The 24,885-nt window shown below is 68.1% G+C and carries 23 protein-coding genes and 4 tRNA genes; 11 read left to right on the top strand and 16 right to left on the bottom strand.

Annotation, left to right across the window (positions count from 1 at the left end):
* Positions 1 to 45: 45 nt before the first annotated feature.
* The gene (locus AC52GN_RS05715) at positions 46 to 2,142 is read left to right on the top strand and encodes a DNA topoisomerase IV subunit B (protein ID WP_496528463.1); all 2,097 of its coding nucleotides are present in this window, start codon (positions 46 to 48) and stop codon (positions 2,140 to 2,142) included.
* A 47-nt stretch (positions 2,143 to 2,189) separates the two neighbouring features.
* Here AC52GN_RS05715 and AC52GN_RS05710 read toward each other — a convergent pair whose 3' ends face one another.
* From AC52GN_RS05710 to tig, 3 genes are all read right to left on the bottom strand, one after another.
* Positions 2,190 to 2,768, bottom strand: a complete 579-nt coding sequence (locus tag AC52GN_RS05710; RefSeq protein ID WP_346522007.1) for a cytochrome b — start codon at positions 2,766 to 2,768, stop codon at positions 2,190 to 2,192.
* A 67-nt stretch (positions 2,769 to 2,835) separates the two neighbouring features.
* Positions 2,836 to 3,477, bottom strand: coding sequence for an ATP-dependent Clp protease proteolytic subunit (locus tag AC52GN_RS05705; RefSeq protein WP_003165321.1), 642 nt, complete (start codon positions 3,475 to 3,477; stop codon positions 2,836 to 2,838).
* 168 nt (positions 3,478 to 3,645) lie between these two features.
* Complete coding sequence (gene tig / locus AC52GN_RS05700) at positions 3,646 to 4,989, bottom strand: trigger factor (protein ID WP_496528462.1); 1,344 nt, start codon at positions 4,987 to 4,989, stop codon at positions 3,646 to 3,648.
* A 172-nt stretch (positions 4,990 to 5,161) separates the two neighbouring features.
* Here tig and AC52GN_RS05695 point away from each other — a divergent pair, with 172 nt between their 5' ends.
* Entirely contained in the window at positions 5,162 to 5,863 is a 702-nt protein-coding gene (locus AC52GN_RS05695) for an MBL fold metallo-hydrolase (protein ID WP_496528461.1), read from the top strand.
* A 544-nt stretch (positions 5,864 to 6,407) separates the two neighbouring features.
* Positions 6,408 to 6,641: a con-10 family general stress protein gene (locus tag AC52GN_RS05690; protein ID WP_291781918.1), complete on the top strand. Its 234-nt coding sequence runs from the start codon at positions 6,408 to 6,410 to the stop codon at positions 6,639 to 6,641.
* A 78-nt stretch (positions 6,642 to 6,719) separates the two neighbouring features.
* Here AC52GN_RS05690 and egtB read toward each other — a convergent pair whose 3' ends face one another.
* Positions 6,720 to 8,885, bottom strand: coding sequence for an ergothioneine biosynthesis protein EgtB (gene egtB / locus AC52GN_RS05685; protein ID WP_496528460.1), 2,166 nt, complete (start codon positions 8,883 to 8,885; stop codon positions 6,720 to 6,722).
* 196 nt (positions 8,886 to 9,081) lie between these two features.
* Here egtB and AC52GN_RS05680 point away from each other — a divergent pair, with 196 nt between their 5' ends.
* Together AC52GN_RS05680 and AC52GN_RS05675 are read left to right on the top strand one after the other, a co-directional pair.
* Positions 9,082 to 9,693 carry a sigma-70 family RNA polymerase sigma factor gene (locus AC52GN_RS05680; protein WP_312217780.1) on the top strand — a complete coding sequence of 204 codons (612 nt, stop codon included), beginning with the start codon at positions 9,082 to 9,084 and terminating at the stop codon, positions 9,691 to 9,693.
* 58 nt (positions 9,694 to 9,751) lie between these two features.
* Positions 9,752 to 9,952 carry a hypothetical protein gene (locus AC52GN_RS05675; protein ID WP_291781908.1) on the top strand — a complete coding sequence of 67 codons (201 nt, stop codon included), beginning with the start codon at positions 9,752 to 9,754 and terminating at the stop codon, positions 9,950 to 9,952.
* Positions 9,953 to 9,965: 13 nt separating this feature from the next.
* Here the strand turns inward: AC52GN_RS05675 and AC52GN_RS05670 are convergent, their stop codons facing one another.
* Together AC52GN_RS05670 and AC52GN_RS05665 are read right to left on the bottom strand one after the other, a co-directional pair.
* The gene (locus AC52GN_RS05670; protein WP_496528459.1) at positions 9,966 to 11,168 is read right to left on the bottom strand and encodes an acyl-CoA dehydrogenase family protein; all 1,203 of its coding nucleotides are present in this window, start codon (positions 11,166 to 11,168) and stop codon (positions 9,966 to 9,968) included.
* Between the two features lie 75 nt (positions 11,169 to 11,243).
* Positions 11,244 to 11,549, bottom strand: coding sequence for an SCP2 sterol-binding domain-containing protein (locus AC52GN_RS05665; protein WP_024354161.1), 306 nt, complete (start codon positions 11,547 to 11,549; stop codon positions 11,244 to 11,246).
* Between the two features lie 200 nt (positions 11,550 to 11,749).
* Between AC52GN_RS05665 and AC52GN_RS05660 the strand changes: the two genes are divergently transcribed.
* Positions 11,750 to 11,932: a hypothetical protein gene (locus AC52GN_RS05660; protein WP_291781900.1), complete on the top strand. Its 183-nt coding sequence runs from the start codon at positions 11,750 to 11,752 to the stop codon at positions 11,930 to 11,932.
* A 27-nt stretch (positions 11,933 to 11,959) separates the two neighbouring features.
* On the opposite strand, the gene AC52GN_RS05655 is transcribed toward AC52GN_RS05660, so the two are convergent.
* Positions 11,960 to 12,051, bottom strand: a tRNA-Ser gene (locus AC52GN_RS05655).
* 315 nt (positions 12,052 to 12,366) lie between these two features.
* Here AC52GN_RS05655 and AC52GN_RS05650 point away from each other — a divergent pair.
* From AC52GN_RS05650 to AC52GN_RS05635, 4 genes are read left to right on the top strand one after another with little or no spacing between them, the layout of a single operon-like run.
* Complete coding sequence (locus AC52GN_RS05650) at positions 12,367 to 13,743, top strand: exopolysaccharide biosynthesis polyprenyl glycosylphosphotransferase (RefSeq protein ID WP_496528458.1); 1,377 nt, start codon at positions 12,367 to 12,369, stop codon at positions 13,741 to 13,743.
* Positions 13,743 to 15,194 carry a lipopolysaccharide biosynthesis protein gene (locus AC52GN_RS05645; protein WP_496528457.1) on the top strand — a complete coding sequence of 484 codons (1,452 nt, stop codon included), beginning with the start codon at positions 13,743 to 13,745 and terminating at the stop codon, positions 15,192 to 15,194. The genes AC52GN_RS05650 and AC52GN_RS05645 overlap by 1 nt, the downstream gene beginning before the upstream one ends.
* Complete coding sequence (locus AC52GN_RS05640) at positions 15,191 to 16,126, top strand: glycosyltransferase family 2 protein (protein ID WP_496528456.1); 936 nt, start codon at positions 15,191 to 15,193, stop codon at positions 16,124 to 16,126. Before AC52GN_RS05645 ends, AC52GN_RS05640 begins: the two co-directional genes overlap by 4 nt.
* Positions 16,123 to 17,076: a glycosyltransferase gene (locus AC52GN_RS05635; protein ID WP_496528455.1), complete on the top strand. Its 954-nt coding sequence runs from the start codon at positions 16,123 to 16,125 to the stop codon at positions 17,074 to 17,076. Before AC52GN_RS05640 ends, AC52GN_RS05635 begins: the two co-directional genes overlap by 4 nt.
* A 6-nt stretch (positions 17,077 to 17,082) precedes the next feature.
* On the opposite strand, the gene AC52GN_RS05630 is transcribed toward AC52GN_RS05635, so the two are convergent.
* Both AC52GN_RS05630 and AC52GN_RS05625 read right to left on the bottom strand, forming a co-directional pair.
* The gene (locus AC52GN_RS05630; protein ID WP_496528454.1) at positions 17,083 to 17,784 is read right to left on the bottom strand and encodes a P-loop NTPase family protein; all 702 of its coding nucleotides are present in this window, start codon (positions 17,782 to 17,784) and stop codon (positions 17,083 to 17,085) included.
* Between the two features lie 47 nt (positions 17,785 to 17,831).
* Positions 17,832 to 19,274, bottom strand: coding sequence for a GumC family protein (locus AC52GN_RS05625; protein ID WP_312220479.1), 1,443 nt, complete (start codon positions 19,272 to 19,274; stop codon positions 17,832 to 17,834).
* A 126-nt stretch (positions 19,275 to 19,400) separates the two neighbouring features.
* Here AC52GN_RS05625 and AC52GN_RS05620 point away from each other — a divergent pair, with 126 nt between their 5' ends.
* On the top strand, positions 19,401 to 20,123 hold the full coding sequence (locus AC52GN_RS05620; RefSeq protein ID WP_343829210.1) for a polysaccharide biosynthesis/export family protein: 723 nt from the start codon (positions 19,401 to 19,403) through the stop codon (positions 20,121 to 20,123).
* A 457-nt stretch (positions 20,124 to 20,580) separates the two neighbouring features.
* Here the strand turns inward: AC52GN_RS05620 and AC52GN_RS05615 are convergent.
* From AC52GN_RS05615 to AC52GN_RS05585, 7 genes are all read right to left on the bottom strand, one after another.
* Positions 20,581 to 20,657, bottom strand: a tRNA-Pro gene (locus tag AC52GN_RS05615).
* A 67-nt stretch (positions 20,658 to 20,724) separates the two neighbouring features.
* Complete coding sequence (locus AC52GN_RS05610; RefSeq protein WP_496528453.1) at positions 20,725 to 21,198, bottom strand: DUF192 domain-containing protein; 474 nt, start codon at positions 21,196 to 21,198, stop codon at positions 20,725 to 20,727.
* 25 nt (positions 21,199 to 21,223) lie between these two features.
* Complete coding sequence (locus AC52GN_RS05605) at positions 21,224 to 21,745, bottom strand: cold-shock protein (RefSeq protein ID WP_343829464.1); 522 nt, start codon at positions 21,743 to 21,745, stop codon at positions 21,224 to 21,226.
* A gap of 201 nt (positions 21,746 to 21,946) precedes the next feature.
* Positions 21,947 to 22,021 (bottom strand) — tRNA-Glu (locus AC52GN_RS05600).
* Positions 22,022 to 22,203: 182 nt separating this feature from the next.
* Positions 22,204 to 22,277: transfer RNA gene (locus AC52GN_RS05595), tRNA-Glu, on the bottom strand.
* A gap of 116 nt (positions 22,278 to 22,393) precedes the next feature.
* Positions 22,394 to 24,196: a single-stranded-DNA-specific exonuclease RecJ gene (gene recJ, locus AC52GN_RS05590; protein ID WP_496528452.1), complete on the bottom strand. Its 1,803-nt coding sequence runs from the start codon at positions 24,194 to 24,196 to the stop codon at positions 22,394 to 22,396.
* A gap of 179 nt (positions 24,197 to 24,375) precedes the next feature.
* Entirely contained in the window at positions 24,376 to 24,789 is a 414-nt protein-coding gene (locus AC52GN_RS05585) for a hypothetical protein (protein ID WP_454077660.1), read from the bottom strand.
* Between the last annotated feature and the right edge of the window lie 96 nt (positions 24,790 to 24,885).

Genomic DNA, 24,885 nt, shown 5'->3' with positions numbered 1-24,885 from the left:
TCGAAGCCTACCAGACCCTGCCCCGAATCGCCGCAAAATGCCCTGATGGACGACCTGTTTTCCAAGCTCGACGATGCCGAACCGGCCAAGCCCGCCGCCCCCGCGCCCGCTGCGACGCCCGCTCCCCAGGCGGCGCCTCCGGTTACGCCTCAGCCCGTGCATGAACCGAAGGTCGAGCTGACGTCCCACGCCAGCGCCGCGACGGCGGCCGCCACCGGCTATTCCGCCTCCTCGATCGAGGTGCTGGAAGGCCTGGAGCCCGTCCGCAAGCGTCCCGGCATGTATATCGGCGGCACCGACGAGCGCGCCCTGCACCACCTGTTCGCCGAGGTGCTGGACAATGCGATGGACGAAGCCGTCGCCAAGCACGCCAAGCTGATCACCGTCGACTTGGACGCCGAGGGCTATCTGTCGGTGCGCGACGACGGGCGCGGCATCCCGGTCGATCCTCATCCCAAGCACCCCGGCAAGTCGGCGCTGGAAGTCGTCATGACGGTGCTGCACTCGGGCGGCAAGTTCTCGGGCAAGGCCTATGAGACCTCGGGCGGCCTGCACGGCGTCGGCGTCTCGGTCGTCAACGCCCTGTCGGAAAGTCTGGACGTCACCGTCTGGCGCGACGGCTTTGAATGGCGTCAGTCCTTCAGCCGCGGCCTGTCGCAGGGCCCGATCCAGCAGGTCGGCCCCTCGAAGAAGAAGGGCACCCTGATCCGGTTCAAGCCGGACGAACAGATCTTCGGCGTCGGCGCGGCCTTCAAGCCCGCCCGCCTGTTCCGCATGACGCGGGCCAAGGCCTATCTGTTCCGCGGCGTCGAAATCCGCTGGACCTGCGCGCCGGAACGCATCACCGACCAGACGCCCGCCCAGGCGACGCTGCACTTCCCCGGCGGTCTGGCCGACGCCCTGGCCGAGCGCGTGGGCGAGATCGAGACCGTCACCCCCGTTTTCGCCGGGCGCGTCGAGCGCAAGGGCGAGGCGGGCGCCCTGGAATGGGCCGTCACCTGGTCCCCCATCGGCTTCGGCGACGCCGACAGCTTCGTCGCCTCCTACTGCAACACCGTCTCGACCCCCGACGGCGGCACCCATGAAGCGGGTTTCCGCGCCGCCCTGGTCAAGGGGCTGAAGGCCTATGGCGAGCTGACCAATGAGAAGCGCGCCGCCCAGATCACGGCGGAAGACGTCATCGCCAATGCGGGGGCGATGATCTCCATCTTCATCCGCAACCCCGAGTTTCAGGGCCAGACCAAGGACCGCCTGTCCTCGCCCGAGGGCGCGCGCCTGGCCGAACAGCTGCTGCGCGACCCCTTCGACCACTGGCTGACCGAGAGCCCGAAACAGGCCAACGCCCTGCTCGGATTCGTCATCGACCGCGCCGAGGATCGCCTGCGCCGCCGCAAGGACAAGGAAGTCCAGCGCGCCGCCGCCACGCGCAAGCTGCGCCTGCCCGGCAAGCTGTCGGACTGTTCGCGTCAGGCCGCCGAGGGCACCGAACTGTTCATCGTCGAGGGCGACTCGGCCGGCGGCTCGGCCAAGCAGGCGCGCGACCGCACGACCCAGGCCATCCTGCCCCTGCGCGGCAAGATCCTGAACGTCGCCTCGGCCACGGCGGACAAGCTGCGCGCCAACGTCGAGCTGACCGACCTGATGCTGGCGCTGGGCGTTCAGGCGGGCAGCCGCTTCAGCGTCGACGACCTGCGCTATGAGCGCGTGGTCATCATGACCGACGCCGACGTCGACGGCGCCCACATCGCGGCCCTGCTGATCACCTTCTTCTACCGCTCCATGCCGGACCTGATCCGTCAGGGGCGGCTCTACATGGCCCTGCCGCCGCTCTATCGGATTTCGGCAGGCCCGCTTTCGGAATACGCCCGCGACGACGCCCACCGCGACGAGCTTCTGGCCAGCGTGTTCAAGGGCAAGAAGACCGAGATCGGCCGGTTCAAGGGTCTGGGCGAGATGATGGCCTCTCAGCTGAAAGAGACCACCATGGACCCGAAAAAGCGGACTCTGGCCCGCATCGCCCTGCCCGCCAGCGAGGAAGAGATCGAGGATCTGGTTGAACGCCTGATGGGCCGCAAGGCCGAGGCCCGCTACAACTTCATCCAGGAAAACGCCCGCTTCGCCCAGGCCGACCTGGACCTCTGACGTCGCGATCCGCCGTCACCCTGATGGTGACGGCGGGCTGAACCAGCCTAGCCGATCATCCGGCCGACCGTGTCGTCCTTCCAGATGAAACGGTGGACCAGCACCATCAGGATGTGGCCCGCGATGGCGGCCAGCAGCACCCAGGCCAGCAGGCCGTGCACGGCGTTGGCCGGGGCGGTCATCCACGGAACTTCCGCCCACCCGCCGTCGATCAGGCGTACGCCGAACACGTCCAGCGGCTTGCCCGATCCATACTGCCGCAGCAGCGCCAGCGACGGCACGATCAGCATCAGGGCGTAGAGCGCCAGATGCCCGACCTTGGCGGCCCGCCCCCAGAAGCCGCCGCCGTGCGCCGGCCGCGTCTTCATGTTGTAGAGGCCCCACAAGGCGCGCAGCACGATCAGGGTCAGCAGGACCACGCCGATCCCCTTGTGCGTACCGACCCAGAAGGCGGTGATCGGCGCCTTGCCGACGATCAGCTTCACCGCCATGCCGGTGAACTGCCACGTCAGCAGCAGGGCGATCGCCCAGTGCAGCGCGCGCGTGACGGCGCCATATCGAAAGCCGTCGTCTCTCCACTGCGTCGCCATGAGCGCCCCCTTCTGCTGATAACGAGTCTCAAACATGATTCGAGGCGGAATCCGTCGTCGGATTCCGCCTCGCAAATTGTCGCAGCCTGAATCCGGGCTAGGCTCAAGGAGCCTTGACGCCGTCGTCGTCGGCCTGGGTGCGCTTGTCATAGACGTGGTCGACGATGCCCCAGGCCTTGGCTTCCTCGGCGGTCATGAAGTGGTCGCGATCCAGGGTGCGCTCGACCTCTTCATAGGTGCGGCCGGTATGCTGGACGTAGATTTCGTTCAGGCGGCGCTTGGTGGCGATGATGTCCTCGGCGTGGCGCTCGATGTCCGAGGCCGTGCCGCGGAAGCCGCCCGAGGGCTGGTGCACCATGACCCGCGCGTTCGGCAGGGCGATGCGCTGACCCGCTTCACCGGCCGTCAGGATCAGCGACCCGGCCGAGGCGGCCATGCCCATGACCACGGTAGAGACCGGCGACTTGATGTATTGCATGGTGTCGTAGATCGCGAGCGCCGAGGTCACCTGACCGCCGGGGCTGTTGATGTACATGCTGATTTCCTTCTTCGGGTTTTCCGATTCCAGGAACAGCAGCTGGGCGCAGATCAGCGAGGCCATGCCGTCCTCGAACGGCCCGGTCAGGAAGATGATCCGCTCGCGCAGCAGGCGCGAGAAGATGTCGAACGACCGTTCGCCGCGGCTGGATTGCTCCACCACCATCGGCACCAGGTTGTTGGAGATGTAGTCGATCGGATCGCGCATGAAGGCCTTCTCGAATTCAGGGAGGTCACGCGACTCACACAGCGCGCGCCTGTCCCCTACGATATCGCGTTCATGAGGCTTCGGCGCAAGGCGGCGCCGGAAAGCAAAATCCCCGCCCCGGAAATCCGGAGCGGGGATCGCAAGGCACATGAACTGAAGAAGAAGGGCTTAGGCCTCGTCTTCTTCCTTCATCAGCTCTTCCTTGGAGATGGCTTCGTCCTTCACCTCGGCGACCGAGACGATCAGGTCGACGACCTTTTCCTCATAGATCGGCGCGCGCAGCTGGGCGGCGGCGTTGGGGTTCTGGCGGTAGAAGTCCAGCACCATCTTTTCCTGACCCGGATAGTTGCGGGCTTCGGCCATGATGGCGTTCGACAGTTCCTGATCCGAGACGCCGACGTTGTTGGCGCGGCCGATCTCGGCCAGTACCAGACCCAGGCGCACACGGCGTTCGGCGATCTTGCGATACTCGGCCTTCAGTTCGTCTTCCGACTTCTTGGCGTCTTCTTCCGGCAGCTGGCCGGCGTCCTTGTCGGCCGAAACCTGGGCCCAGATGCCTTCGAACTCGGCGTCGACCATCTTCGGCGGCAGGGCGAAGTCGTGGCCTTCGTCCAGCACGTCCAGCAGGGCGCGCTTCAGCTTGAAGCGGGTGGCGCTGGCGTATTGCTGGTTCAGGTTGGACTTCAGCAGTTCCTTCAGCTGGTCCAGCGACTCCAGTCCGATGCGCTTGGCGAACTCGTCGTCGATCTTGGATTCGACCTCGGCCTTGATGGCCTTGACGGTGACGTCGAAGGTCGCGGCCTTACCGGCCAGGTGCTTGGCCTGGTACTCTTCCGGGAAGGTCACTTCGATGGTCTTTTCTTCACCGACCTTGGCGCCCTTGAGCTGCTCTTCGAAGCCGGGGATGAAGCGGCCCGAGCCGATCACCAGGTCGGCGTCGGTGGCGGCGCCGCCGTCGAAGGCCTCGCCGTCGATCTTGCCCAGGAAATCGATGGTCAGCTGGTCGCCGTCGGCGGCCTTGACCGTCTTGCCCTTCTTGTCCTCGTAGGACTTGGCCTGCGAGGCCAGTTCCTTCAGCGCCTCGTCCAGGTCCTCTTCCGAGGCTTCATAGGTCGGGCGGGTCAGCTTTAGGGTCTTGGGGTCGACCGGGGTGAATTCCGGCATGACTTCCAGCGACATCTCATAGGCCAGGTCTTCCTGACCGGCGATGACCTTGTCCATGTCGGAGGTCAGGTTCATCTCGGCCGGAGCGGCGGGGCGCAGCTTCAGCTCTTCCAGAGCGCCTTGGCTGGTCTCGTTCAGCGAGGCGTTGATGATTTCGCCCATGAAGTCACGGCCGAAGGTCTTCTTGACGTACGAGGCCGGCACCTTGCCCGGACGGAAGCCCTTCAGCTTCATCTGGGGAGCCACTTCCTTGATGCGGGCTTCGAGCTTTTCGTTCAGCTCTGCGACGGGAATGGTCACCGCGATCACGCGGCTGAGGCCTTCGTTCGACTTTTCGACGACTTGCATGGTCGGGTATCTGACGCTCTGTGGCGACGCCGCAAAGGCGCGCGGTGGATAAAGCAACAGGGCCGCCCCTTTCGGGAGCGGCGCCTCGGAGCCCGCCCTTATGTCGAGAAGGGGCCGAAACGTCAACGCAACGCGGTTCCTTTGTGGTCATCGGGCCGCTATCTCATGACGCATGAGCCAGCCTTCAGCCCCCATCGGCGTCTTCGTCACGCCTGTTACGCCGCTTCAGCAGAACTGCACGACGGTCTGGTGCACGAAGACGAAGAAGGCCGCCGTCATCGATCCGGGCGGCTCGGTCGACGCCATTCTGGGCGAGGTCGCGCGGCGCGGACTGACGCTGGACGCCATCTGGATCACCCACGGCCACCTGGATCACGCCGGCGCCGCCGCCGAGATGCAGGAGAAGACCGGCCTCGACATCGTGGGGCCGCATCCTGAAGACCAGTTCTGGATCGACCTGATTCCCACGCAGGGCCAGAAATACGGCCTGCCCGAGGCCCGCAGCTTCACCCCCACGCGCTGGCTGGACGACGGCGACGTTCTGACGCTGGGCGAGACGACGTGGGAGGTGTTCCACTGTCCCGGCCACACGCCCGGCCATGTGATCTTCTTCAACCGCGAGGCCCGCTTCGCCCAGGTCGGCGACGTGCTGTTCCAGGGCTCGGTCGGGCGCACCGACTTCCCGCGCAGCGACCATCAGGCCCTGCTGAGCGCGATCACCACCAAGCTTTGGCCGCTGGGCGATGATGTGACCTTCGTGCCGGGCCACGGGCCGCATTCGACGTTCGGAGCCGAACGGCGCAGCAATCCCTTCGTCTCGGACCGGGCCATGCAGGCGGCGCCGATCGCGCGCCCGGCCTCCGGCCCGGCCTGACCTCCTTGATGCCGGACCATTGAGCTGAGTTCGGATTGAACCAATCCGAACCGATCCTGGTCTAGCGCGCGGCCAACAGGCCGATCAGGACGCCGATGCCGAGCGCATAGAGCGTCATGCGGATCGGTTCGTCGCGAGATCGCCTCGCAGGCCTGAGCGCCGCGATGGCGGGCCCAGTCGCGCATTTCCGCCGCATCCTCGCGCACGGCTCGGCTAAGGGGACGCGGCCGGGCGCCGGCCGCCAGGATGTCGTCAGCCGCGCCTTCCAGGCGGTCGCCCAGGGTCGAACGACCTTCGGTGATGTCTTCGGGCGACGGAGCGCCGTCGGCGTCGGCGATGGGGTTCTTGGAAACCGGCATGGGGCTAAGCTCCTGAAATCTGCATTCCGAGCTTCGATGAACCCGCCGGAATCCGCGCGGTTCCCTCGCCGGGCACGCGCGCGGCCCCCGTTTGTCGAACAGGGTTTTAATCCTTTGTCGGAACCTCCGCGCCGGGGCCGGGTTCTCTTGCGCAAGCGCCACCGTCTACGAAAGGAACATCTGAAATGGCCGAAGGTCAGCCCACCCGCGGCTCCGGTGTTTCCAAGCGAGGCTTCGCCTCCATGGACCCGGAACGTCAGCGCGAAATCGCTCGCAAGGGCGGCGCCAGCGTCCCCAGCGAGAAGCGCAGCTTCTCCCAGGACCGCACGCTCGCGGCCCAGGCCGGACGCAAGGGCGGCGAAGCCTCCCACGGCGCGCGAAACAAGACCGGTCAGGACCCGGCGCCGCCGAAGCGCTGATCCCCCGCAATCGATTCATAACCTTCCGACGGCGTGGGAAACCTCGCCGTTTTTCTTTGGCTGACAACCGGTCGGCGGTCAGCAGGCCAGAAGGGCCAGGGCCACGCGCGGGACGTCGCTAACCTCGAAGGCCTCGACGCGCCAGCCGGCGGCTTCGGCCAGGGCGCGCACGCGGGCCTCGTCGAACTTGCGCGAGTTCTCGGTGTGGATCGTCTCGCCCTGCGCCAGACGGAAGACCAACTTGCCCAGCCGCACCGTCATGGGGCGCAGGGCCTCCAGATGCATCTCCATCCGCCCCTCGGCCTCGTTCCAGACAGCCCGGTGGGCGAAGGCGTCCAGGTCGAAGTCCGCGCCCAGGTCGCGATTGGCTCGAGTCAGGACATTCAGATTGAAGCGCGCCGTCACGCCTTGGGCGTCGTCATAGGCGGCGATCAAGGTCGGGGCGTCCTTGATCAGGTCGACGCCCAGAATGAACAGGGCGTCCGGTCCCAGCATGTCGCGCGCGCCGCGCAGGAGCGCCTCGGCCGTCGCCGGCGAGAGATTGCCGACGGTCGAACCGGGAAAGAAGCCGACCCGCCGCCCCTGCCCCGCCTCGGCCGGCAGGACGCCCAGATGCTCGAAGTCGCCGACGATGGGCAGGACCTTCAGGTCGGGATAGGCCTGCCTCAGGCGGGCGGCCGCCTCTTTCAGCGCCGTGGGGCTGATGTCGATGGGGACATAGGCCGCCAGATCGGGGGCCGCGTCCAGCACGATGCGCGTCTTCTCGCTGGCGCCCGAGCCGAGTTCGACCAGCACGGCGTCGGGGCCGAAGCGTTCGGCCCAGCGCGGGGCGACCCGCCGCAGCAGCGCCGCCTCCTGCCGGGTCGGATAATATTCCGGCAGGCGGGTGATGGCCTCGAACAGCTCCGACCCGCGCGCGTCATAGAACCATTTAGGCGGCAGGCTCTTGGGCGACGACGCCAGGCCCGCGACCAGGTCGCGGCAGAAGGCCTCATGCTCATCATCGGTCTCGTCGCCTCGGGCCGCGTCGCCGGGATCGGACGCCAGGCGGACGCCCGCGAAGGCCCAGCGCTGATCAGGGTAGAAGAAGTTGCGATAGGTCGGCCGCGCATGTCCCGGCGCCGTGGCGAAGGCGCCGCCGCGCAGCACCATCTGATTGGCCATGAACTTGCCGTTGTACTCGGCGGCCGTGCCCTCGGTCGGTCGAAAGCCGGGGTAAGGGCCGTAAGCACTAGCGGTCCACTGCCACGCCTCATTGTCCAGGTTGGAGAAGGCGTCGGGACGGCTGCGGGCGGCGTGCTCCCATTCCGCCTCGGTGGGCAGACGCCGGCCCGACCACCGCGCGAAGGCGTCGGCCTCATAGAAGCTGACATGGCGCACCGGCGCGGCAGGATCCACCGGCCGCCGCCCCGCCAGGGTCATGACCGTCCAGCCCGCCCCGTCCTCTCGCCGCCAATAGAGCGGCGCGGTCCAGCCGCACGCTTGGACCGTCGCCCAGCCGTCGCTAAGCCACAGTTCGGGCCGGGCGTAGCCGCCGTCATTCATGAAGGCCAGCCAGTCGCCATTGGTCGTCAGGTCGGCGGCCAGGGCGAACGGCTCAAGCCAGACCCGGTGCGCAGGCCGTTCGTTGTCGAAGGCGAACCCCTCCTCCCCCGCGCCGGTCTCGACAAGGCCGCCCTCGAACGCCTGCCAGCCTCCACGCGGCGGCTGGAGCGGCGCATGGCGAGGCTCCTCCTCATAGGCCGCCGGGTCCAGCGGCGAACGCGACATCAGATGCAGGAGGTCCATCAGGAAAAGCTCCTGATGCTGCTGCTCGTGGTTCAGGCCCAGTTCAAACAGATAGCGGCGCAGAGCGTCGAACGGCGCGGACGCATCGGCCAGGCGCGCCTCCATCCGACGATCGACCTCGGCGCGATAGGCCATGACGTCGGCCAGCGAAGGCCGCGTCATCAGCCCCCGCTCGTCCCGACCGATCCGGTCGCCCAGGGCCTCATAATAGGAGTTGAACACCCGCCGCAGCCGGGGGTCGATCGACTCATAGCCCGGCCGATCGAGCAGCATGGTTTCGAAGAACCAGCTCACATGGCCCAGGTGCCACTTGCCCGGACTGGCTTCGGCCATGGACTGGGCCTGCAGGTCCTCCGCCGAGAGGGACGCCGCCAGGGCAGGCAGCACGGCGCGCACCTGCTGATAACGCTCGAGATCCCCGGCGGCCTCCGCCGGTCTGCGCAGCATTCCGGTCATGACGCCGTGTCCCCCTGGATGAATGTCGTCTGTCGCCACCTTCCTGAAATGCAGCCTGCGCAAAGGCGGTTCCGCCGGCGCGACGGCCGCCAGCCGGCCGGTTGAGAGGGGCGGCGCAACGGAACAGGCGTCGTCAACCGACGTTCTGATGGGGTTCCAGCGCCGACAGGGCGCAGGTCATTCAGGATCCCGCAGCATGCCCCAGATGCGCATGCCCGAGGGGCCGAACGCCATCGAGCCCCCGCCATCGACGCCCGATCCCGGCCGGTCGCCAGACCTGACGAACCCGGCCAATTGGCGCGCCATGCTGGCCTGCCAGATTCCGGCGTTGCGGGCCTTCGCCTTCTCCCTGGCGCGCAACCGGGCCGATGCTGATGACCTGGTGCAGGAGACGCTGGTCAAGGCGTGGACGCATCGGACGCGGTTCGAGGCCGGGACCAATCTCAGGGCCTGGCTGTTCACGATTCTGAGAAACAGCTGGTACACCGGCGCCGCCCGCCGACGCCGCGAAGTGGCCGATGAGGAAGGCCGCCACGCCGCCGGCCTGACCGCCGAGCCCAGCCAGGAATGGACGGCGGAGCTGACGGCGCTCCGAACGGCGCTCAACGCCCTGCCGCCCGAGCATCGCGAGGCGATCATCATGGTCGGCGCCGCCGGGCTTTCCTATCAGGAGGCGGCCGATATCGCCGGCTGCGCCGTGGGCACGGTCAAGAGCCGGGTCAACCGCGCGCGTCGCCGTCTGGCCCTGCTGCTGGCGCACGAGACGCCGCTCGACGGCGAAGAAAATAATGAGGACGACGACAGCTAGGCCGGAGGAACAGAGGCCCCGCCGAGGGGTTAAATTCCAGCCTTCAGGAGAGTCCGTCATGATGACTCCGCGACATCCCCCCGCACCCGAGACCCCGCGCACGGGCAAGCGCGGTTTCATGGACTGGCTGTTCGGCCGCACGCCGCCGCCGCCCGACAAAGCCAGCTCGAACCTTTATCTGGGCGACATCGTGGACGGCGACTTCAGCTCGCCCTCGGCGCACCATCACCACCAGCGGCCGCCCAGCGACGAACTGTGAGGCGAGCGACAGCCTAGACGCGCGTTCGCGCGGCGTACTCCAGTCGGGCGATGGTGCGGTTGTGCACCTCGTCCGGGCCGTCGGCGATCCGCAGGGTCCGCACCATGGCGTAGATTTCGGCCAGCGGCGTGTCGCCCGACACCCCGGCTCCGCCGAACGCCTGAATGGCGTCGTCGATGACCTTCAGCGCCATGCGCGGCGCGGCGACCTTGATCTGGGCGATCTCGGACTTGGCGCCCTTGGCCCCAACTTCGTCCATCATCCAGGCGGCCTTCAGCACCAGCAGACGGCACATCTCGATATTGGTGCGCGCCTCGGCCACCCGCTGCTCCCACACCGAATGCTCGGCGATGGTTTTGCGGAAGGCGGTGCGGCTGAGCAGGCGATCGACCATCAGCTCCAGCGCCTTTTCGGCCGCGCCGATAGTCCGCATGCAGTGGTGGATGCGGCCCGGCCCCAGACGGCCCTGGGCGATCTCGAAGCCGCGCCCCTCGCCCGCGATCAGGTTGGAGGCGGGAACGCGGACGTTCTCCAGCACCACTTCGGCGTGGCCGATCGGCGCCTCGTCATAGCCGAAGACAGACAGCATCCGCTCAACGCGGAAGCCGGGCGTGTCGACCGGAACGATGATCTGGCTCTGCTGCTGGTGGACGGCGGCGTCGGGATCGGTCTTGCCCATGACGATAGTCACGGCGACGTTCGGGTGCGCCATGTTGGTCGACCACCATTTGCGGCCGTTGATGACGTAATGGTCACCGTCGCGCTCGATCCGGGTCTGGATGTTGGTGGCGTCGGACGAGGCGACCTCAGGCTCGGTCATCAGGAAGGCAGAGCGGATTTCTCCCGCCATCAGGGGCTTGAGCCACCGCTCCTGCTGGGCGGCGTCGCCGTACATGTGCAGGACTTCCATATTGCCGGTGTCGGGCGCGTTGCAGTTGAACGCCTCGGCCGACCACAGCGCCCGCCCCATCAGCTCGGCGATGGGGGCGTATTCCAGGTTCGACAACCCCGCGCCGTGCTCGCCCGGCAGGAACATGTTCCACAGACCCTCGGCCTTGGCCCTGGCCTTGAGGTCTTCCATCACCGGCGGTTGGCGCTTCGGATCGGCGCGGACCTGGGCGCGATACTCCGCCTCGCGCGGCAGGACCTCCGCCTCCATGAAACGGCGCACCCGCTCGCGCCAGTGCTCGCCCCGCTCGCTCAGCCGGAAATCCATCTACGCCTCTCCCTACATGAAAACGGCGCGGCCCCGTCGGAGCCGCGCCGTCGAACATCAAGCCTCAGCCCGCGCTCAGCCCTTGAGCAGCGGGGCCAGCTTCTGGGCGATCATCATGTCGCCCGCGATCTTCAGCTTGCCCTGCATGAAGGCCATCATCGGGTCCAGACGGCCCTCGGCCAAGGCGACGAAGTCGTCCCACTTGATCGAGACGGTGGCGTCGGCCGGCTTGTCGTCGTTGCTGACGGTGTTCGGAGCCGAAGCGCCGTCGATGAAGATCTTGCCGTCATCGCCGAAGTCCAGCTTCACGGTCTTGCCCAGACCCGAGTTTTCGCCGACGGCGGCGCGGATCTTGTCGGTGGCGAGGGCCAGATCGGCCATGTGCGTCTCTCCCGTTGAGAAGGTTGAGCTACACGCCTAACCCGCGCGCCGGGCGGCGCCAAGATCACCCAAGGGAAGCCCTGACCCGGATATCCGATATCCTGCGGGTTCCATCACATATGGTCCAGCTTACATGAGTTTGCGTTTGTCTCGGTCAGGAAGGCCTAAAAGCGGCAGGCTTGCGTAACAAGGACTCGCCAATGACCCGCCTGCTCACTCCGGAGGAAGTTCGCCTGGACCAACTGTGGCGCGAGCATTTCGGCCAGCCCCTGCCCATGATCGGCGCGCCCGAGGTCGCCCGCCGCATCCTGCGCCAACACGGCGTCGCCGTACGCCGTCCCAGCGAAGCCAAGGCCGGCGGGCCCCAGCAAGGCCAAGGCTGACAACATCATCTTTTTGGATGGGAATTCTGGCGGAGACGGAGGGATTCGAACCCTCGGTACCCCTTGCAGGGTACGACGATTTAGCAAACCGTTGCCTTCAGCCACTCGGCCACGTCTCCGGCAGGCCGCGTGGATAGCGAGTCGCGCGGCGCTTCGCAATGCGGAACTGACACCCTTTGTGTTAACCCGGCATAAGAGTGGCATGTGACACGGGGTTCGCACCCCATTCTGGTCGATTTCGGGAAAAAGACTTGGCTATCACCCCTGCTGACACACTGGGCTCCGCAGCCGAAGGCGCGCGCGCAGATCGCGCAGCCTTGGTCGAAGCGCGTGTGCCCGCGGCGGAGACTGGGCGCGCCGGCCGGGCTCGGCGGGGGCCGCTGCGCCCGGACGTATGGCTGAACACCCGCCAGCGCGCAGCGGCGCGGCGGCGCGTGTTCTATTTCCGCGGCGTCGACATCGTCGCCTCCTCCTTCCTGTGCCTTGTGGCCATTGGCCGCATGAACCCCGGCGGCCTGATGCAGGTCACCTTGATCGAGGCCCTGCCCATTCTGGTCGGCTGCCTGCTGACCCTGGGCCTGGCGCGCTCGCTGGGACTGTATCGATTTGACCGCACGCGAGCCCCGGCGCGCCACCTGGCCGGGGTCGCGACCGTCGCGGGCGTCGGCGGCGCGGCGGCCGGCCTCCTGGGCCTCGCCCTGCTGGGCGGGGAAGCGCCGCTGGCGGAATACGGCTGGTGGGCGATCGCCTCGGCGGTGCTGCTGACCGGTCTGCACACCATCTGGCGCATGCTGGTGGCTCAGTGGAGAAGCCGCGGCGACCTGACCCCCAATGTCGTCGTGGTCGGCGCCACGCGTCACGCAGAGGCCCTGATCCGCGAGGCGCTGGATCGTCGCGACCTGAATATCCTGGGCGTCTTCGATGATCGCCTGGCCCGCACGCCCGACGCCCTGGCGGGGGTCCCGGTGCTGGGCGGGACCGACGCCCTGATGGAGCACCGGCTGACGCCCTATATCGACCGCGTCATCCTGGCCATCGATCCCAAGGCCGAGGCGCGGGTCCGCGCCCTGACGCATCGGCTGGAGGCCCTGCCCATTCCCCTCACCATGCTGGTCGACCCCAGGGGCGCGGCCCAGCGGAACGAGGCGCTGGAGAAGCTGGCCTCGGCCTCCCTGCCCCTGCTGGGCGGCGCGGTGGACGGCGAACGTCGCGCCTTCAACAAGCGCATCCTGGACATTATCCTGTCGGCTCTAGCGCTGGTCGTGCTCAGCCCCGCGCTGTTCCTGATCGGTCTGGCCGTGCGGATGGACAGCAAGGGTCCGGCCCTGTTCCGCCAGCGCCGCCACGGCTTCAATCAGGAAGAGATCGTGGTGTGGAAGTTCCGCACCATGCGTCAGGAAGCCTCCGACGCCACCGCCAGCCGTCAGGTCACGGCGGGCGACGATCGGGTGACGCGTCTGGGCAAGTTCCTGCGCGCCACCAGCCTGGACGAGCTGCCCCAACTGGTGAACGTGCTGCGCGGCGAGATGTCCCTGGTCGGGCCGCGCCCGCACGCCATCGGCATGAAGACCGGCGACGCCGAGTCGGCGCGTCTGGTCGCCGAATACGCCCACCGCCACCGCATCAAGCCCGGCATGACAGGCTGGGCCGCCATCAAGGGCTCGCGCGGGCCGCTGCATACGGCGGATGAAGTGCGTCGCCGCGTGCAGCTCGACATCGAATACATCGAGCGCCAGTCCTTCTGGCTGGACCTGTGGATCATCGCCGTGACCGTTCCCGTGCTGCTGGGCGACCGGATGGCCGTGCGCTGATGTTCTGGCGGGGGGTGTTCGGCTACCTGCCGGCCAATATCGTGCAGGGCGTGGTCGGGTTTCTGACCATCATCATCTTCACGCGCCTGCTGTCGCCCGAGGATTTCGGGCGCTACGCCCTGGCCTATTCGGTGCTGACGCTGGCCCATGTGGCGACGTTCAGTTGGCTGGAAGCCTCCATGGCGCGTTTCTGGGCGGCCCAGTCCGATGAAGCCCAGATGGCCGGGCATTTCGCCAGCCTGTACCGCGCGGCCTTCCTGATCACCGCCGTCTTCACGCCCGTCGCCGGGCTGGCCGTCTGGCTGTGGCCCATGCCGGACAACTTCCGCCTGCCGCTGGCCGTAGCGCTGGCGGGGATTCCCGTGCGCTGCTTCCTGAAGCTGGCGCAGGAGCGGTTCCGTGCCGCGGGCGAAGTGGGTCCCGCCGCCGCCATCGACATCTGGAGCGCAGTCGCGGGGCTGGCCTTCGGCGTCGGTCTGGCCCTGCTGGGTCTGGGGGCCGAGGCGCCGCTGGCGGGGATGCTGCTGGCGCCGCTGGCCGCCCTGCCCTTCGTCCTGCCCGCCGAACTGCGCGAGGCCCGGCGCGGGCGGCTGGATCGCGAGCGTCTGAAGGCCTACGCCGTCTACGGCTATCCCATCGCCGTGGGCCTGGGCCTGACCGTGGTGCTGGCCTCGACCGATCGATTCCTGCTGGCCCTGTTCATGAACGAGGCGGCGGTCGGCGCCTATCACGCGGCCTACAGCATCGCCAATCGGACGCTGGACGTCATGTTCGTCTGGCTGGGCGCGGCGGGCGCCCCGGCTCTGGTCATGGCGCTGGAGCGCGGCGGGCGCGAGGATCTGCAAACCGCCGCGAGGGAGCAGGCCTCGACCCTGGTGCTGATCGGCCTACCCGCCGCCGTGGGCGTGGCCCTGGTCGCGCGGCCGCTGGCCGAGTTCATGATCGGCGAAGACCTGCGCACCGTCGCCGCCTCGGTCACGCCGTGGGTGGCGCTGGGCGCCTTCTTCTCGGGCATGACGACCTATTATTTCGGGCAGGCCTTCACACTGGGCCGCCGCACGGGCTGGCTGTTGCTGGCCATGAGCATTCCGGCGGGCAGCAACATCGTCCTGAACGTCCTGCTGATCCCGCGCTTCGGCGTGATGGGCGCAGCCTGGGCGACGGCGATCAGCTTTGCGCTGGGTCTGGCCGCCTCCATGACCATCGGGCGGCGCATCCTGCCCCTGCCCGTGCCCTGGAACGCGCTGGCGCGCTGCGGTCTGGCCGCCGCCGTCATGGCGGGGGCCGTGATGATGCTGCCGGCCATCGGCGGGTTCGCCGAACTGATGCTGGACGCCGGCGTGGGCGTAATCGTCTACGGCGTGGTCGCCTACGCCCTGAACGCGGCCGGGGTGCGCGATCTGAGCGTGCGGCTGAAAGCCTTCCTGCGCGCACGGAGTCAGGCCGCATGAGTGAGGCTCTTCACCACGACAGTCCTGCGTGGCGTGAGGCTCAGCCCATCCTGTCGGTGCTGATCCCCTTCCTGCGCGACGACCCGGCCGACCTGCTGCAGTGTCTGGACGCCGAGACGTCGGCGCTGGCCGGACAGGCCGAACTGATCGTTCTGGACGACGGCACCAGGGACGCCGCACTGACCGCCCGCCTGAGCGCCCTGATCGACCACATGACCCTGCCCGTGCGCCTGATCTCGCTCAGCGCCAATCAGGGGCGTTCGGGAGGACGAAACCGCCTGGCGCAGGCCGCGCGCGGTCAGACCTTCCTGTTCCTCGACAGCGACATGAGGCCCGACTATCCGGGCTTCCTGAAGACGTGGGTCGATCTGGCCCGCGACGCGCGCCCGGCCGTGGCCTTCGGCGGCTTCTCCCTGTTGCAGGCGCCGCAAGATGCGCGTTTCGCCGTCCATCGCCACATGGCGGCCCGGTCGGACTGCATCCCCGCCGCCCAGCGCGCCGAGCAGCCCGAGAAATACGTCTTCACCTCAAATCTGCTGGTGCGCCGCGACGTCTTCGATACGGAGACCTTCGATTCCGGCTTCAGCGGCTGGGGCTGGGAGGACGTGGAGTGGGCCATGCGCGTCTCGCGGCGGTTCAAGGTGGTGCATCTGGACAATCCCGCCACCCACATGGGTCTGGACACGATCGAGGCCCTGGCCGCCAAATACGAACAGTCGGCGCCGAACTTCGCCCGCGTCGTGGCGCGCCATCCCGACTTCGTTTCCGCCTATCCCAGCTATCGCGTCGCCAAGGTATTGAAGGCCGTGCCGGGGCTGAAGCTGCTGCGTCCGCTGATCAAGGCCGCCGCTTGCGCGCCTGTCCTGCCGACCGGCTTGCGGGCGTTCGCCCTGCGGCTGTATCGCGCGGCCCTCTATGCGGAGGCGATATGAGCGCGCCGGACGTCGCCATCGTCATCCCCACCATGCGCCGTCTGGACAGCCTGACGCGCGCCCTGCGCTCGGTCTTCGCCCAGCAAGACGTGGCGACGCGCCTGCGCGAGATCGTCGTCGTCGACAACGATCCCGAGGCCAGTTCGCGCGAAACGGTCGAGGCCCTGCGTCCTGAAGCGCCCGTCCCGCTGATCTGGGTCCATGCGCCGCGCCCCGGCGTCGCGACGGCGCGCAACACGGGCCTCGCCGCCACATCAGCGCCCCTGATCGCCTTCCTCGATGATGATGAGGCCGCCTCGACCGGCTGGCTGGCCGCCTTGCTGAGCGCGCAGGAAGCGAGCGGCGCCGACGCCGTCTTCGGCCCTATTCGCGGGCGCGTGCCCGAAGGAACCGGTTGGACCACCCCTTACCTGGAACGCTTCTTCGGGCGCCAGGGACCGGATCAGGACGGCGTACTGGATCACGCCCACGGTTGCGGCAACTCACTGCTGGTTCGGGCCACAGCCCTGCCCGGCGACCAGCCTTTCCATGTCGGATCGGATCAGATCGGCGGCGAGGACGACGTGCTGTTCGCCGCCCTTGAGGCGCGCGGCGGCCGCTTCGGCTGGGCCGCCGCCGCCTGGGTGGACGAGTTCGCCCCGCCCCACCGCGCCACCCTGCGCTACGCCCTGACGCGCGCCTTCGCCTATGGCCAGGGGCCGAGCCAGACCGCCGCCGAGGCGAAGAACTGGCCCGGCGTGGCGCGCTGGATGGCCGTCGGCGCGGCGCAGACGGCGATTTGGGGCGCAACGACGCTGGCCCTCAGCCTGATCCGCCACCCCAGGCGCGCCGAAATGGCCGACCGAACGGCGCGTGGGCTGGGCAAGCTGTTCTGGATGAAGGGCTTCGAACCGCAGTTCTACGGTCAACGCGAGCTGGACCGACTGCAACGCGCGGCGGGACGGACCTAACGCGCCCTAGCCGATGAACCGCTTGAGCAAGGCGGGCGGCTTCCACTTGGCCCGGTTCATCACCACCCCGGCGATGCGGCCGCCCTGGGCGTCGATCTCGTCGCGCAGGGCGACGGGTCCAGCGGCGTCGGTCGTCTCGGCCGCGACCACCAGGACGGTGGCGTCGGCCAGCGGCGCCAGCGTCAGGACCATGTCGCTGCGGTCGGCCGCCGGGGCGTCGATGACGATGGTGTCGGCGTGGGCGCGCAGGCGCGTCCAGTAGCGCGGATCATTAACCGCCTCGGCCCGCTGGCCCGCGCGCAGGACCTCATTGTGAAAACGCGTAACGTAGAGACGGCCGCCCAGGCAGGCCTTGGCCGTCATCAGCCGCCCCGGCGCCACGGCGCGCCCGTCGCGACCGCGCATCGGCGGCGCCACCGTGAAGAAGGCAGAACCGTCCGGAGAGGCCTGGACCGCAGGTCCCAGCCGCCCGAAGCGATCGGGCTGGGCCTCCACCTGCTCCATCTGCGCCTGTTGCGTCAGATCGCCGTCCACCAGCCAGGCCGGGCGACGGCCGCGCACGGCCGCCATGCGGGCGAACTCGCGCGCCACGGTCGAGACGCCCTCGCCCGTCTGGGCGGCGGCGAACAGGATCACGCGGCCGCGATGAGCCGGCGCTGGTCCCAGCGCCGCCCACAGTCCCGCCATTTCCGTCGTCAGATCGACCATGCGAATCGTTACGTGCGCCCTTCGTCCCAGCCTAGCACGCGCAGGGCTCAGGCGCTCTTGGCGGGCGCCACGGCCAGGACCGGCGCCTGCAGCGTGCGGCTGAGCGTGGCCGGCATGACGAAGCCCCGGCGCAGGAAGACCCGCAGCAGGCCCACGCACAGGGCCGTGAACCCGGCGAAAGCCAGGACGGCGATCATCAGGGGGAAACGCAGGCTCTTGCCCTTCGACGGCGGCTGGGCGCGTTCGATGACGGTGACGTTGTCGGCGCCCGCCTTGACCAGTTCATTGTCGGCGCGGCTCTGGGTCTCGCGCTGCTGGAACTCGCGGATCGAGGCGGTCAGCACCTCCCGGTTTCCGGCCAGGGTCGAGTTGCGCGACTCCAGCTCGGTCAGTCGCGTCTGACGCGCGCGCAGATCGCCCAGCTGGCGGTCCAGAACCGCCAGGCGGGCGGCCAGGGAGTCCCTTTCGGCCTGGGCGTTGATGCGGGTGGTCTCCAGCTCGACCCAGACGGGGTTGGGGCCGGTGCGGACCTCCTTGGCCCCGACAGCCGTGCCGGAGCCGACATAGGCCTGAAGCTGGGCGATCTTGGACTCGATCTCGCGCACCGGCTGGGCGTCGGGCTGATAGCGGGCCAGCAGGCTCTCGCGCTCGGTGCGCAGCTGCAGGATCAGGTCCTGGGCCGAAACGTTCAGGTCCTGGTACAGGGCCACCTCGGCCGGCGTACGCGCCAACTGGGCCGCCAAGGTCGCCAGACGCTGCGAGGCCTGCTGCAACTGGGCCTGAACGCCCATCCGCTCGGTGAAGACGGACTGATAGCTGTTGGCGACCGTGGACTTGGCCGTGGCGAAATCGCCGATGGCGTTGGTGCGCAGGAACTCTTCATAGGCGCGATCCGCGTCGGCCAGCTCCTGCTCGAACGTCTGGCGCTGAGTGCGGATGGCCGAGGTCGCGCGATCCTGGAAGACCTCGCGTCGATAGGTCAGATACTGGTCGATCACCGTGTTCAGCACCCGCGCCGACTTGGCCGGATCACCGCTCTTGTAGCTCAGGCCCACGACCGGGCTGAGCGGCGTGACCTCGACGCCGAGCCCCGCGGCCACCGAACGGATGGCCGCCGCTTCCTGACGCGCCGGGCTCTCGGTCGAAGGGACCCCGCCCTGAAAGCTCTCGACGCCCAGGGCGCGCACCACGCGGCGCTTGACCTCAAGACTGTTGAGGATGGCGGCCTCGGACTGGGCCACCTCGCTGGCCGAAGGCGGCATGGCGCGCTCGCCCATGCCCACGCGCGGCTGATAGACGTATTCCTGTCCCACCCCGACGAACAGGCTGGCGCCGGCCGTGTAGGTCTTCTTCATCGTCATGACGAACGCCGCGCCGAGGGCGGCGATCACCAGGAAGATCACGATCATCAGCACCAACTCGCGGAACAGCAGGGCCACGACGTCGACGACGCCGTAACGGGGACGGGCTGCTGCGAGGGAGGAACGCATAAAAGGGGAATTTCTCGGTCGATGACTGTTGTGCGCCACACTGAGGGCCACGCGTTAACCACGCGTTACCTATAAGCCGTCAGCTTGACAGAAGACGACATTTCTCCGCCTGGACCGTCCCCGACCATGAATTTCGATCGCCGCCTCATCCTCATGGCGCTGGCCGCCGGCCTGGCCGGCTGCGCCGGCGGCGCCGGGTCGGGCGGCGGACGGCCGCGTCCGACGGCGGTCGACGATTTCCCACCCGGCCTGCCCTTCGCCGACTGGACCGAGGTCGAACCCGAATACCGCCTCTATCCCGGCGACGACATCGAGGTCGCCCTGCCGACCGCGTCGGAGCTGACCCGCCAGTTGAAGATCGGCCCGGACGGCCGGGTGTCCCTGCCCCTGCTGGGCCACGTCACGGCGGCGGATCGCAGCCTGTCCGAACTGGAGGCCGACATCTCCATGGCCTACGCCCCTCACCTGCTGCGGCCCGAGGTCGAGGTGACCCTGCGCCAGGCCGGTCCGCTGAAGGTCTGGGTCGACGGCGAGGTGCGCAATCCGGGCGTGTTCGACATGCCGGGCGACATCGACGCCTATCAGGCCGTCATCATGGCCGGCGGCGTCCTGCCGTCGTCCAGGGCCTCGCGCTGCGCCCTGATCCGCCGCGGACCGGGCGATGTCCGCATGATGAAGGCGATCGACCTGAGCGCGCCGCGCGCCGAGATTCTGTCGCTGCGGCGCGGCGACATCATCTTCGTGCCGCGCTCGACCCTGGGCGAATTGGCCGCCTTCTTCACCCAGGTCCGCGCCGCCCTGCCGATCGGCTTCTCCTACGCCATCAACGGCGGCTACGCCTCGACCTGACGCGCGTCAGAGACGCCGGTGCCACGGGCGGGTTGAGGTGAGGGTTAAGGGCGGCTTTCGACCCTTAAGCGAACTTCGCTTCACGACCTAACCTTCGCGGCGTCCGCCTGCGCGCGTCGCGAGCACTCTATCAATCTCGGGCTGTTTCATCGGCCCTGATGACGAGTGGGCCATTCGTGCTCAGGTGGTTGAGGCAGCCGAGAGGCGTGGGCTTCTGCAGTTTCAGCCCCAGCCGGTCGGAAATGCATGGGCTGCCCATTCCCGAGAGCGTTTCGGAACATAAAATCAAAGAAGACTGCATTTATGAGCAGTTAGCCCAGCACCATTTGCTCGCCACCCAATGATCACTTCCACCCTTGGCGGATACTCGCGGGCGTCTGCTCTTGGTAATGCTAGTCGAAAGGCCGCGCCTCGGCGGATAAGTATAGAACTCATCCAGCCCAAGGGGCTTAAGCCGTGGTCGGGGCGAGAGGATTCGAACCTCCGACCCTCTGGTCCCAAACCAGATGCGCTACCAGGCTGCGCCACACCCCGGACCGACGGAGCGTCCTCATGACACGACGGAGCCGCCTCCGCAACGGATGAGACGGCCTATTGTCGCTCAGGGATGAAAGAAGGGGTGTTTAACCTGATCGCCGGGCCTGGCGCCGATCTCGTCGGCGCGGCCGGCCCGCAATTCCAGCACCCCATTGGCCGCCCCGTTCGAGGGAATCGGCGTGTCGGGATTGGGCGTCGCGTGCCTGGCGATCGAGACGATCCGCCCGCGCGGGTCGATGTAGAGGATGTCCAGCGAACTGGGCGTGTTGCGCATCCAGAAGCTCTGCTCCGCCGCCACGGGGAACTGGAACAGCATCCCTCGGTCGTCGGGCAGAGGCGGTCGGAACATCAGGCCGCGCTGGCGCTTCGCGTCGTCGTCGGCGATCTCGACCATGAATTCGTGCTCGCCCGAGGTCGTGACGATCGTCAGCGGCTCCAGCGGGCGGCCGGTCGCATCCAGGGGCGCCTTCTGGGCGCAGGCCGCCGTCGCGGCGGCCGCAGAGAAGGCCAGGGCCAGAAGGATGCGCCGGTTCACCATGTCTTCGTCCTCTAGCGGACGAAGGTCATCCGCCCGCTCTGATATCCGCCACGACCAGGCCCTTGGGCCCCTGGGCGAAGCGCACGTTCACCGGATCGCCCGGCAGGAGATCGTCAAGGCCACAGCGTCGCAGCGTCTCGACGTGGACGAAGATATCGCCCGCCTCACCCTCGCGCACCACGAATCCATAGCCCTTGGTGCGATTGAACCATTTGACGACCGCCGCTTCCAGCGGGCCGTCAGGCAGGCCTTCCGGACGGGCGTGAGCCGAACTGCGGACGGGATCGCGACGAACCGGCGCTGCGGTCGCCTCCAGTTCGAGAATGTTGACGACCTGCCAGCCCTTGGAGCGTTTGGCGCATTCGCAGACGATGGCCGCGCCCTCGCCCGCCAACTCATGGCCCGCATCCCGCAGGCTGGTGACGTGCAGCAGCACGTCGCGCTCCTCGGTCAATTCCGGCTGGTCCGGCACGATGAAGCCATACCCCTTGCCGGCATCGAACCATTTGACCTTTCCGACGACCTTTACGGTCTCGATAGGCTCCATCACGTCACAACTCGCCACCTTGAACCCCCGCCCGCAACAATCGGGTCAGCTACACTAACACGGTTCTTTGAACTCGAACATACACGTTGCCCCTTTTACGCCACATTGTCGACAACCAAATGTCGCGCACGCGAAAAGACCGCGCGAAGTCGCTCGGTGAAAGAAATAACGATGACGGGAGAAGACGTTATTCGCCCCGCGTGGCAGTCCCTAGGGGAGTCGAACCCCTCTTTTCAGGTTGAAAACCTGACGTCCTAACCGATAGACGAAGGGACCGCTGCGCGGAGGAGCGGCCTGATAGCCGTCCCTTTTCGGCGATGCAAGAGGGCGTCTCGCGCTTTTTCAAAAAAACGACGAAAGCCTGCCTTCAAGCGTGGATCGAGAATGCAGCACGGCCGATCCGCGCAGGCTATCGCCTGCCGAAAATGCATTCGAATTTTCTGGGGGAAAACTCCGCGTGGCAGTCCCTAGGGGATCGAACCCCTCTTTCCAGGTTGAAAACCTGGCGTCCTAACCGATAGACGAAGGGACCGCTGCGCGGAGGACCGTGTAGATAGCCGCCGATTCCGCTTATGGCAAGCGCGCCGACGCGGATTTGTGCGACTTTTTCAAAGACCTGCGTCGTTTCGCAGCCAAGCCTGACAGCCCTCAGGCCATACGCGGATCGGCGACGTCCTCGATCTCGAACTGGACGCCGCGACGGCCGTTCCAGTCATCGGCCTTCAGGCGTCCGACCAGGTTCAGACCGCCCTGCCCCGCCAGCAGCGCCTTGCCCGTCGGCAGGTCGGCGCAGCGCCAGGCGATGGCCCGCACCGAGGCGCCGTCCGGACCGACCAGGCGGCACCGCACATGGCCGCCGTTCATGGCGACCGGCTCGCGCGCCTGCACCCCTTCCAGCGCAAACAGGGGCTCGGGGTTAGCGGGACCGTAGGGCGCCAGTTGCTCGAAGGCCTCGAAGAGGTCGCGGGTGGCGGCGCGCGGGTCGATCAGGGCGTCGACCTCCACCCAGTCCTGGGCCACGGCCTCGACGCGCTCGGCCGACAGGCGGTCGTTGAGGAAGGCGCGCAGCTCGTCGATGCGGTCGGCCGCCACCGTCAGCCCCGCCGCCATGGCGTGGCCGCCGCCCGCGATCAGCAGGCCCTCGTTCCAGGCCGCCTGCACCGCCCGTCCCAGGTTCATGCCCGGCTGCGAGCGGCCCGAGCCCTTGCCCACGCCGTTGACGGCGTCGACGCCGATGACGATGACCGGCTTTCTCCAGCGTTCGCGCAGGCGCCCGGCGACGATGCCGACGACGCCGGGGTGCCAGTCCTCGCCCGAGACGACCACGGCGGCGCTGTCGTCGGCATGGGCGCCGGTCGCCTCGACGCGGCGGACGGCCTGTTCAGTCACCTCGGCCTCGACCTCGCGCCGAGCCAGGTTCAGGGCGTCCAGTTCCTGGGCCAGCAACCTCGCCTCGTCGGCGTCATCGGTGGACAGCAGGCGCGCGCCCAGGTCCGACTTGCCGATCCGACCGCCCGCATTGATGCGCGGGCCGAGGATGAAGCCCGCGTGGTTGGTCTTGGCCGGCCCCGGCTCAGCGCCCGCCGCCGCCAGCAGGGCGCGCAGGCCCGGATTGCGCCAGTGCGACATCACCCCCAGCCCCAGACTGGTCAGGGCGCGGTTGAAGCCCGTCAGGCCCGTCACGTCGCAGATGGCGCCCATGGCGGCCAGGTCCAGCCACTGACGGATGTCCGGCTCGGTCTTTCCCTCGAACAGGCCGCGCCCGCGCGCCTCGCGGTTCAGGGCGGCCAGCAGGACGAAGACCACGCCCGCCGCCGCCAGATTGCCCTGACCCGAGCCGCAGCCCGGCCGGTTCGGGTTGACCACGGCGAGGCAGGCGGGCGGCTCCTCTCGCATCATGTGGTGGTCGATGACCACGACCTTCAGGCCGATGGCCGCCGCATGGGCCACCGCCTCATTGGCGGCCGCCCCGCAGTCGACGGTGATGACCAGATCGGCGCCGCGCGCCTTCAGCGTGTCGAAGGCGCGCGCGCTGGGGCCGTAGCCTTCGGTCAGGCGGTCGGGGACATAGATGGGAAGGTCCGCCCCCAGCGCCCGGAACCAGCGCACCAGCAGGGCCGCGCTGGAGGCTCCATCCACGTCGTAGTCGGCGAAGACGTGAACGCTGGCCTGCGCCTGCAAGGCGTCGACGATGGCGGCGGCGGCGGCGTCCATGTCCATGAAGCTGGACGGATCGGGGAACAGCGCCTTCAGCGTCGGCTTCAGGAAGTCGGCGCCATGCTCGCCCGCCACCTTGCGCGCCGCCAGCGCCCGCGCCAGCGGTTCGTCCAGCCCCAGCGTCTGCATATGGGCGCGGATCGTCGTCGCCTCGGCCGGCCGCTGTCGCCAGGCCCGCCCGGACAGCGAGCGGCTGACGCCCAGGAAGGCGGGCGAAGCGGCGCCGTCCGCCATCAGGACGCTCGACGGGCGAAAGGAAGGGCGATGCAGGCGTGACGGGCCATGACGGACCTTTTTGGACAGTTCGGGCGACGACTTTCGCCGCCGCGCAGGATCTCGGGATTCGCACCACGACGCGACGTTCGCGCGGCTCGCACCCTAGGGGCGGGTTACGCCTGTCGCGGTCATGGGCCTCAAGGACGCGGGCGGTCGATCGGCGGCGGCGCCTTGGCGCGCCGGCGCAATTCCTCGGCGTAGGCCTCGACCTCTTCGGCGGTGCGCAGGGTCTGGGGCGACATCTGGCTGGCGTCGATACGACGGTTGATCGATTCCACGAAGGCGGCCGGGTCGCTGTCCAGCGTCCAGTCGATGCGCGCCATCTCGGCGGTCAGGGCGGTGTTGCGGCTTTCCAGACGCCCGACCTCGGCGGCGATCTCGGCCGGAGCCGGCAAGGGCGTGCTGGTGCGCGGAAAATCGGCCCAGCGCGGATACTGGCGATTCTCGTCCACCAGCTTCTGGATGCGGGGCGCCAGAGGCGACGTCGGGTCGGTTTTGGGCTCGAAGGCGCTGACGCAGCCGCCCAGCGCCACGGCAGAACTCAAGGCCATGCCCCAAGCCGCCGTCCATCCCGTCTTTTTCAGCAGAAGCGCGTTCATTTCCGTCACTGACATATGCCATCATCGCGTCGGGAGGAAGGCGTGCGA

This window comes from Brevundimonas sp. SS2672 (genome assembly GCF_059579685.1).
Note: the sequence above shows the minus strand (reverse complement) of the source record. Positions and strands in the feature narration are given on the sequence as shown.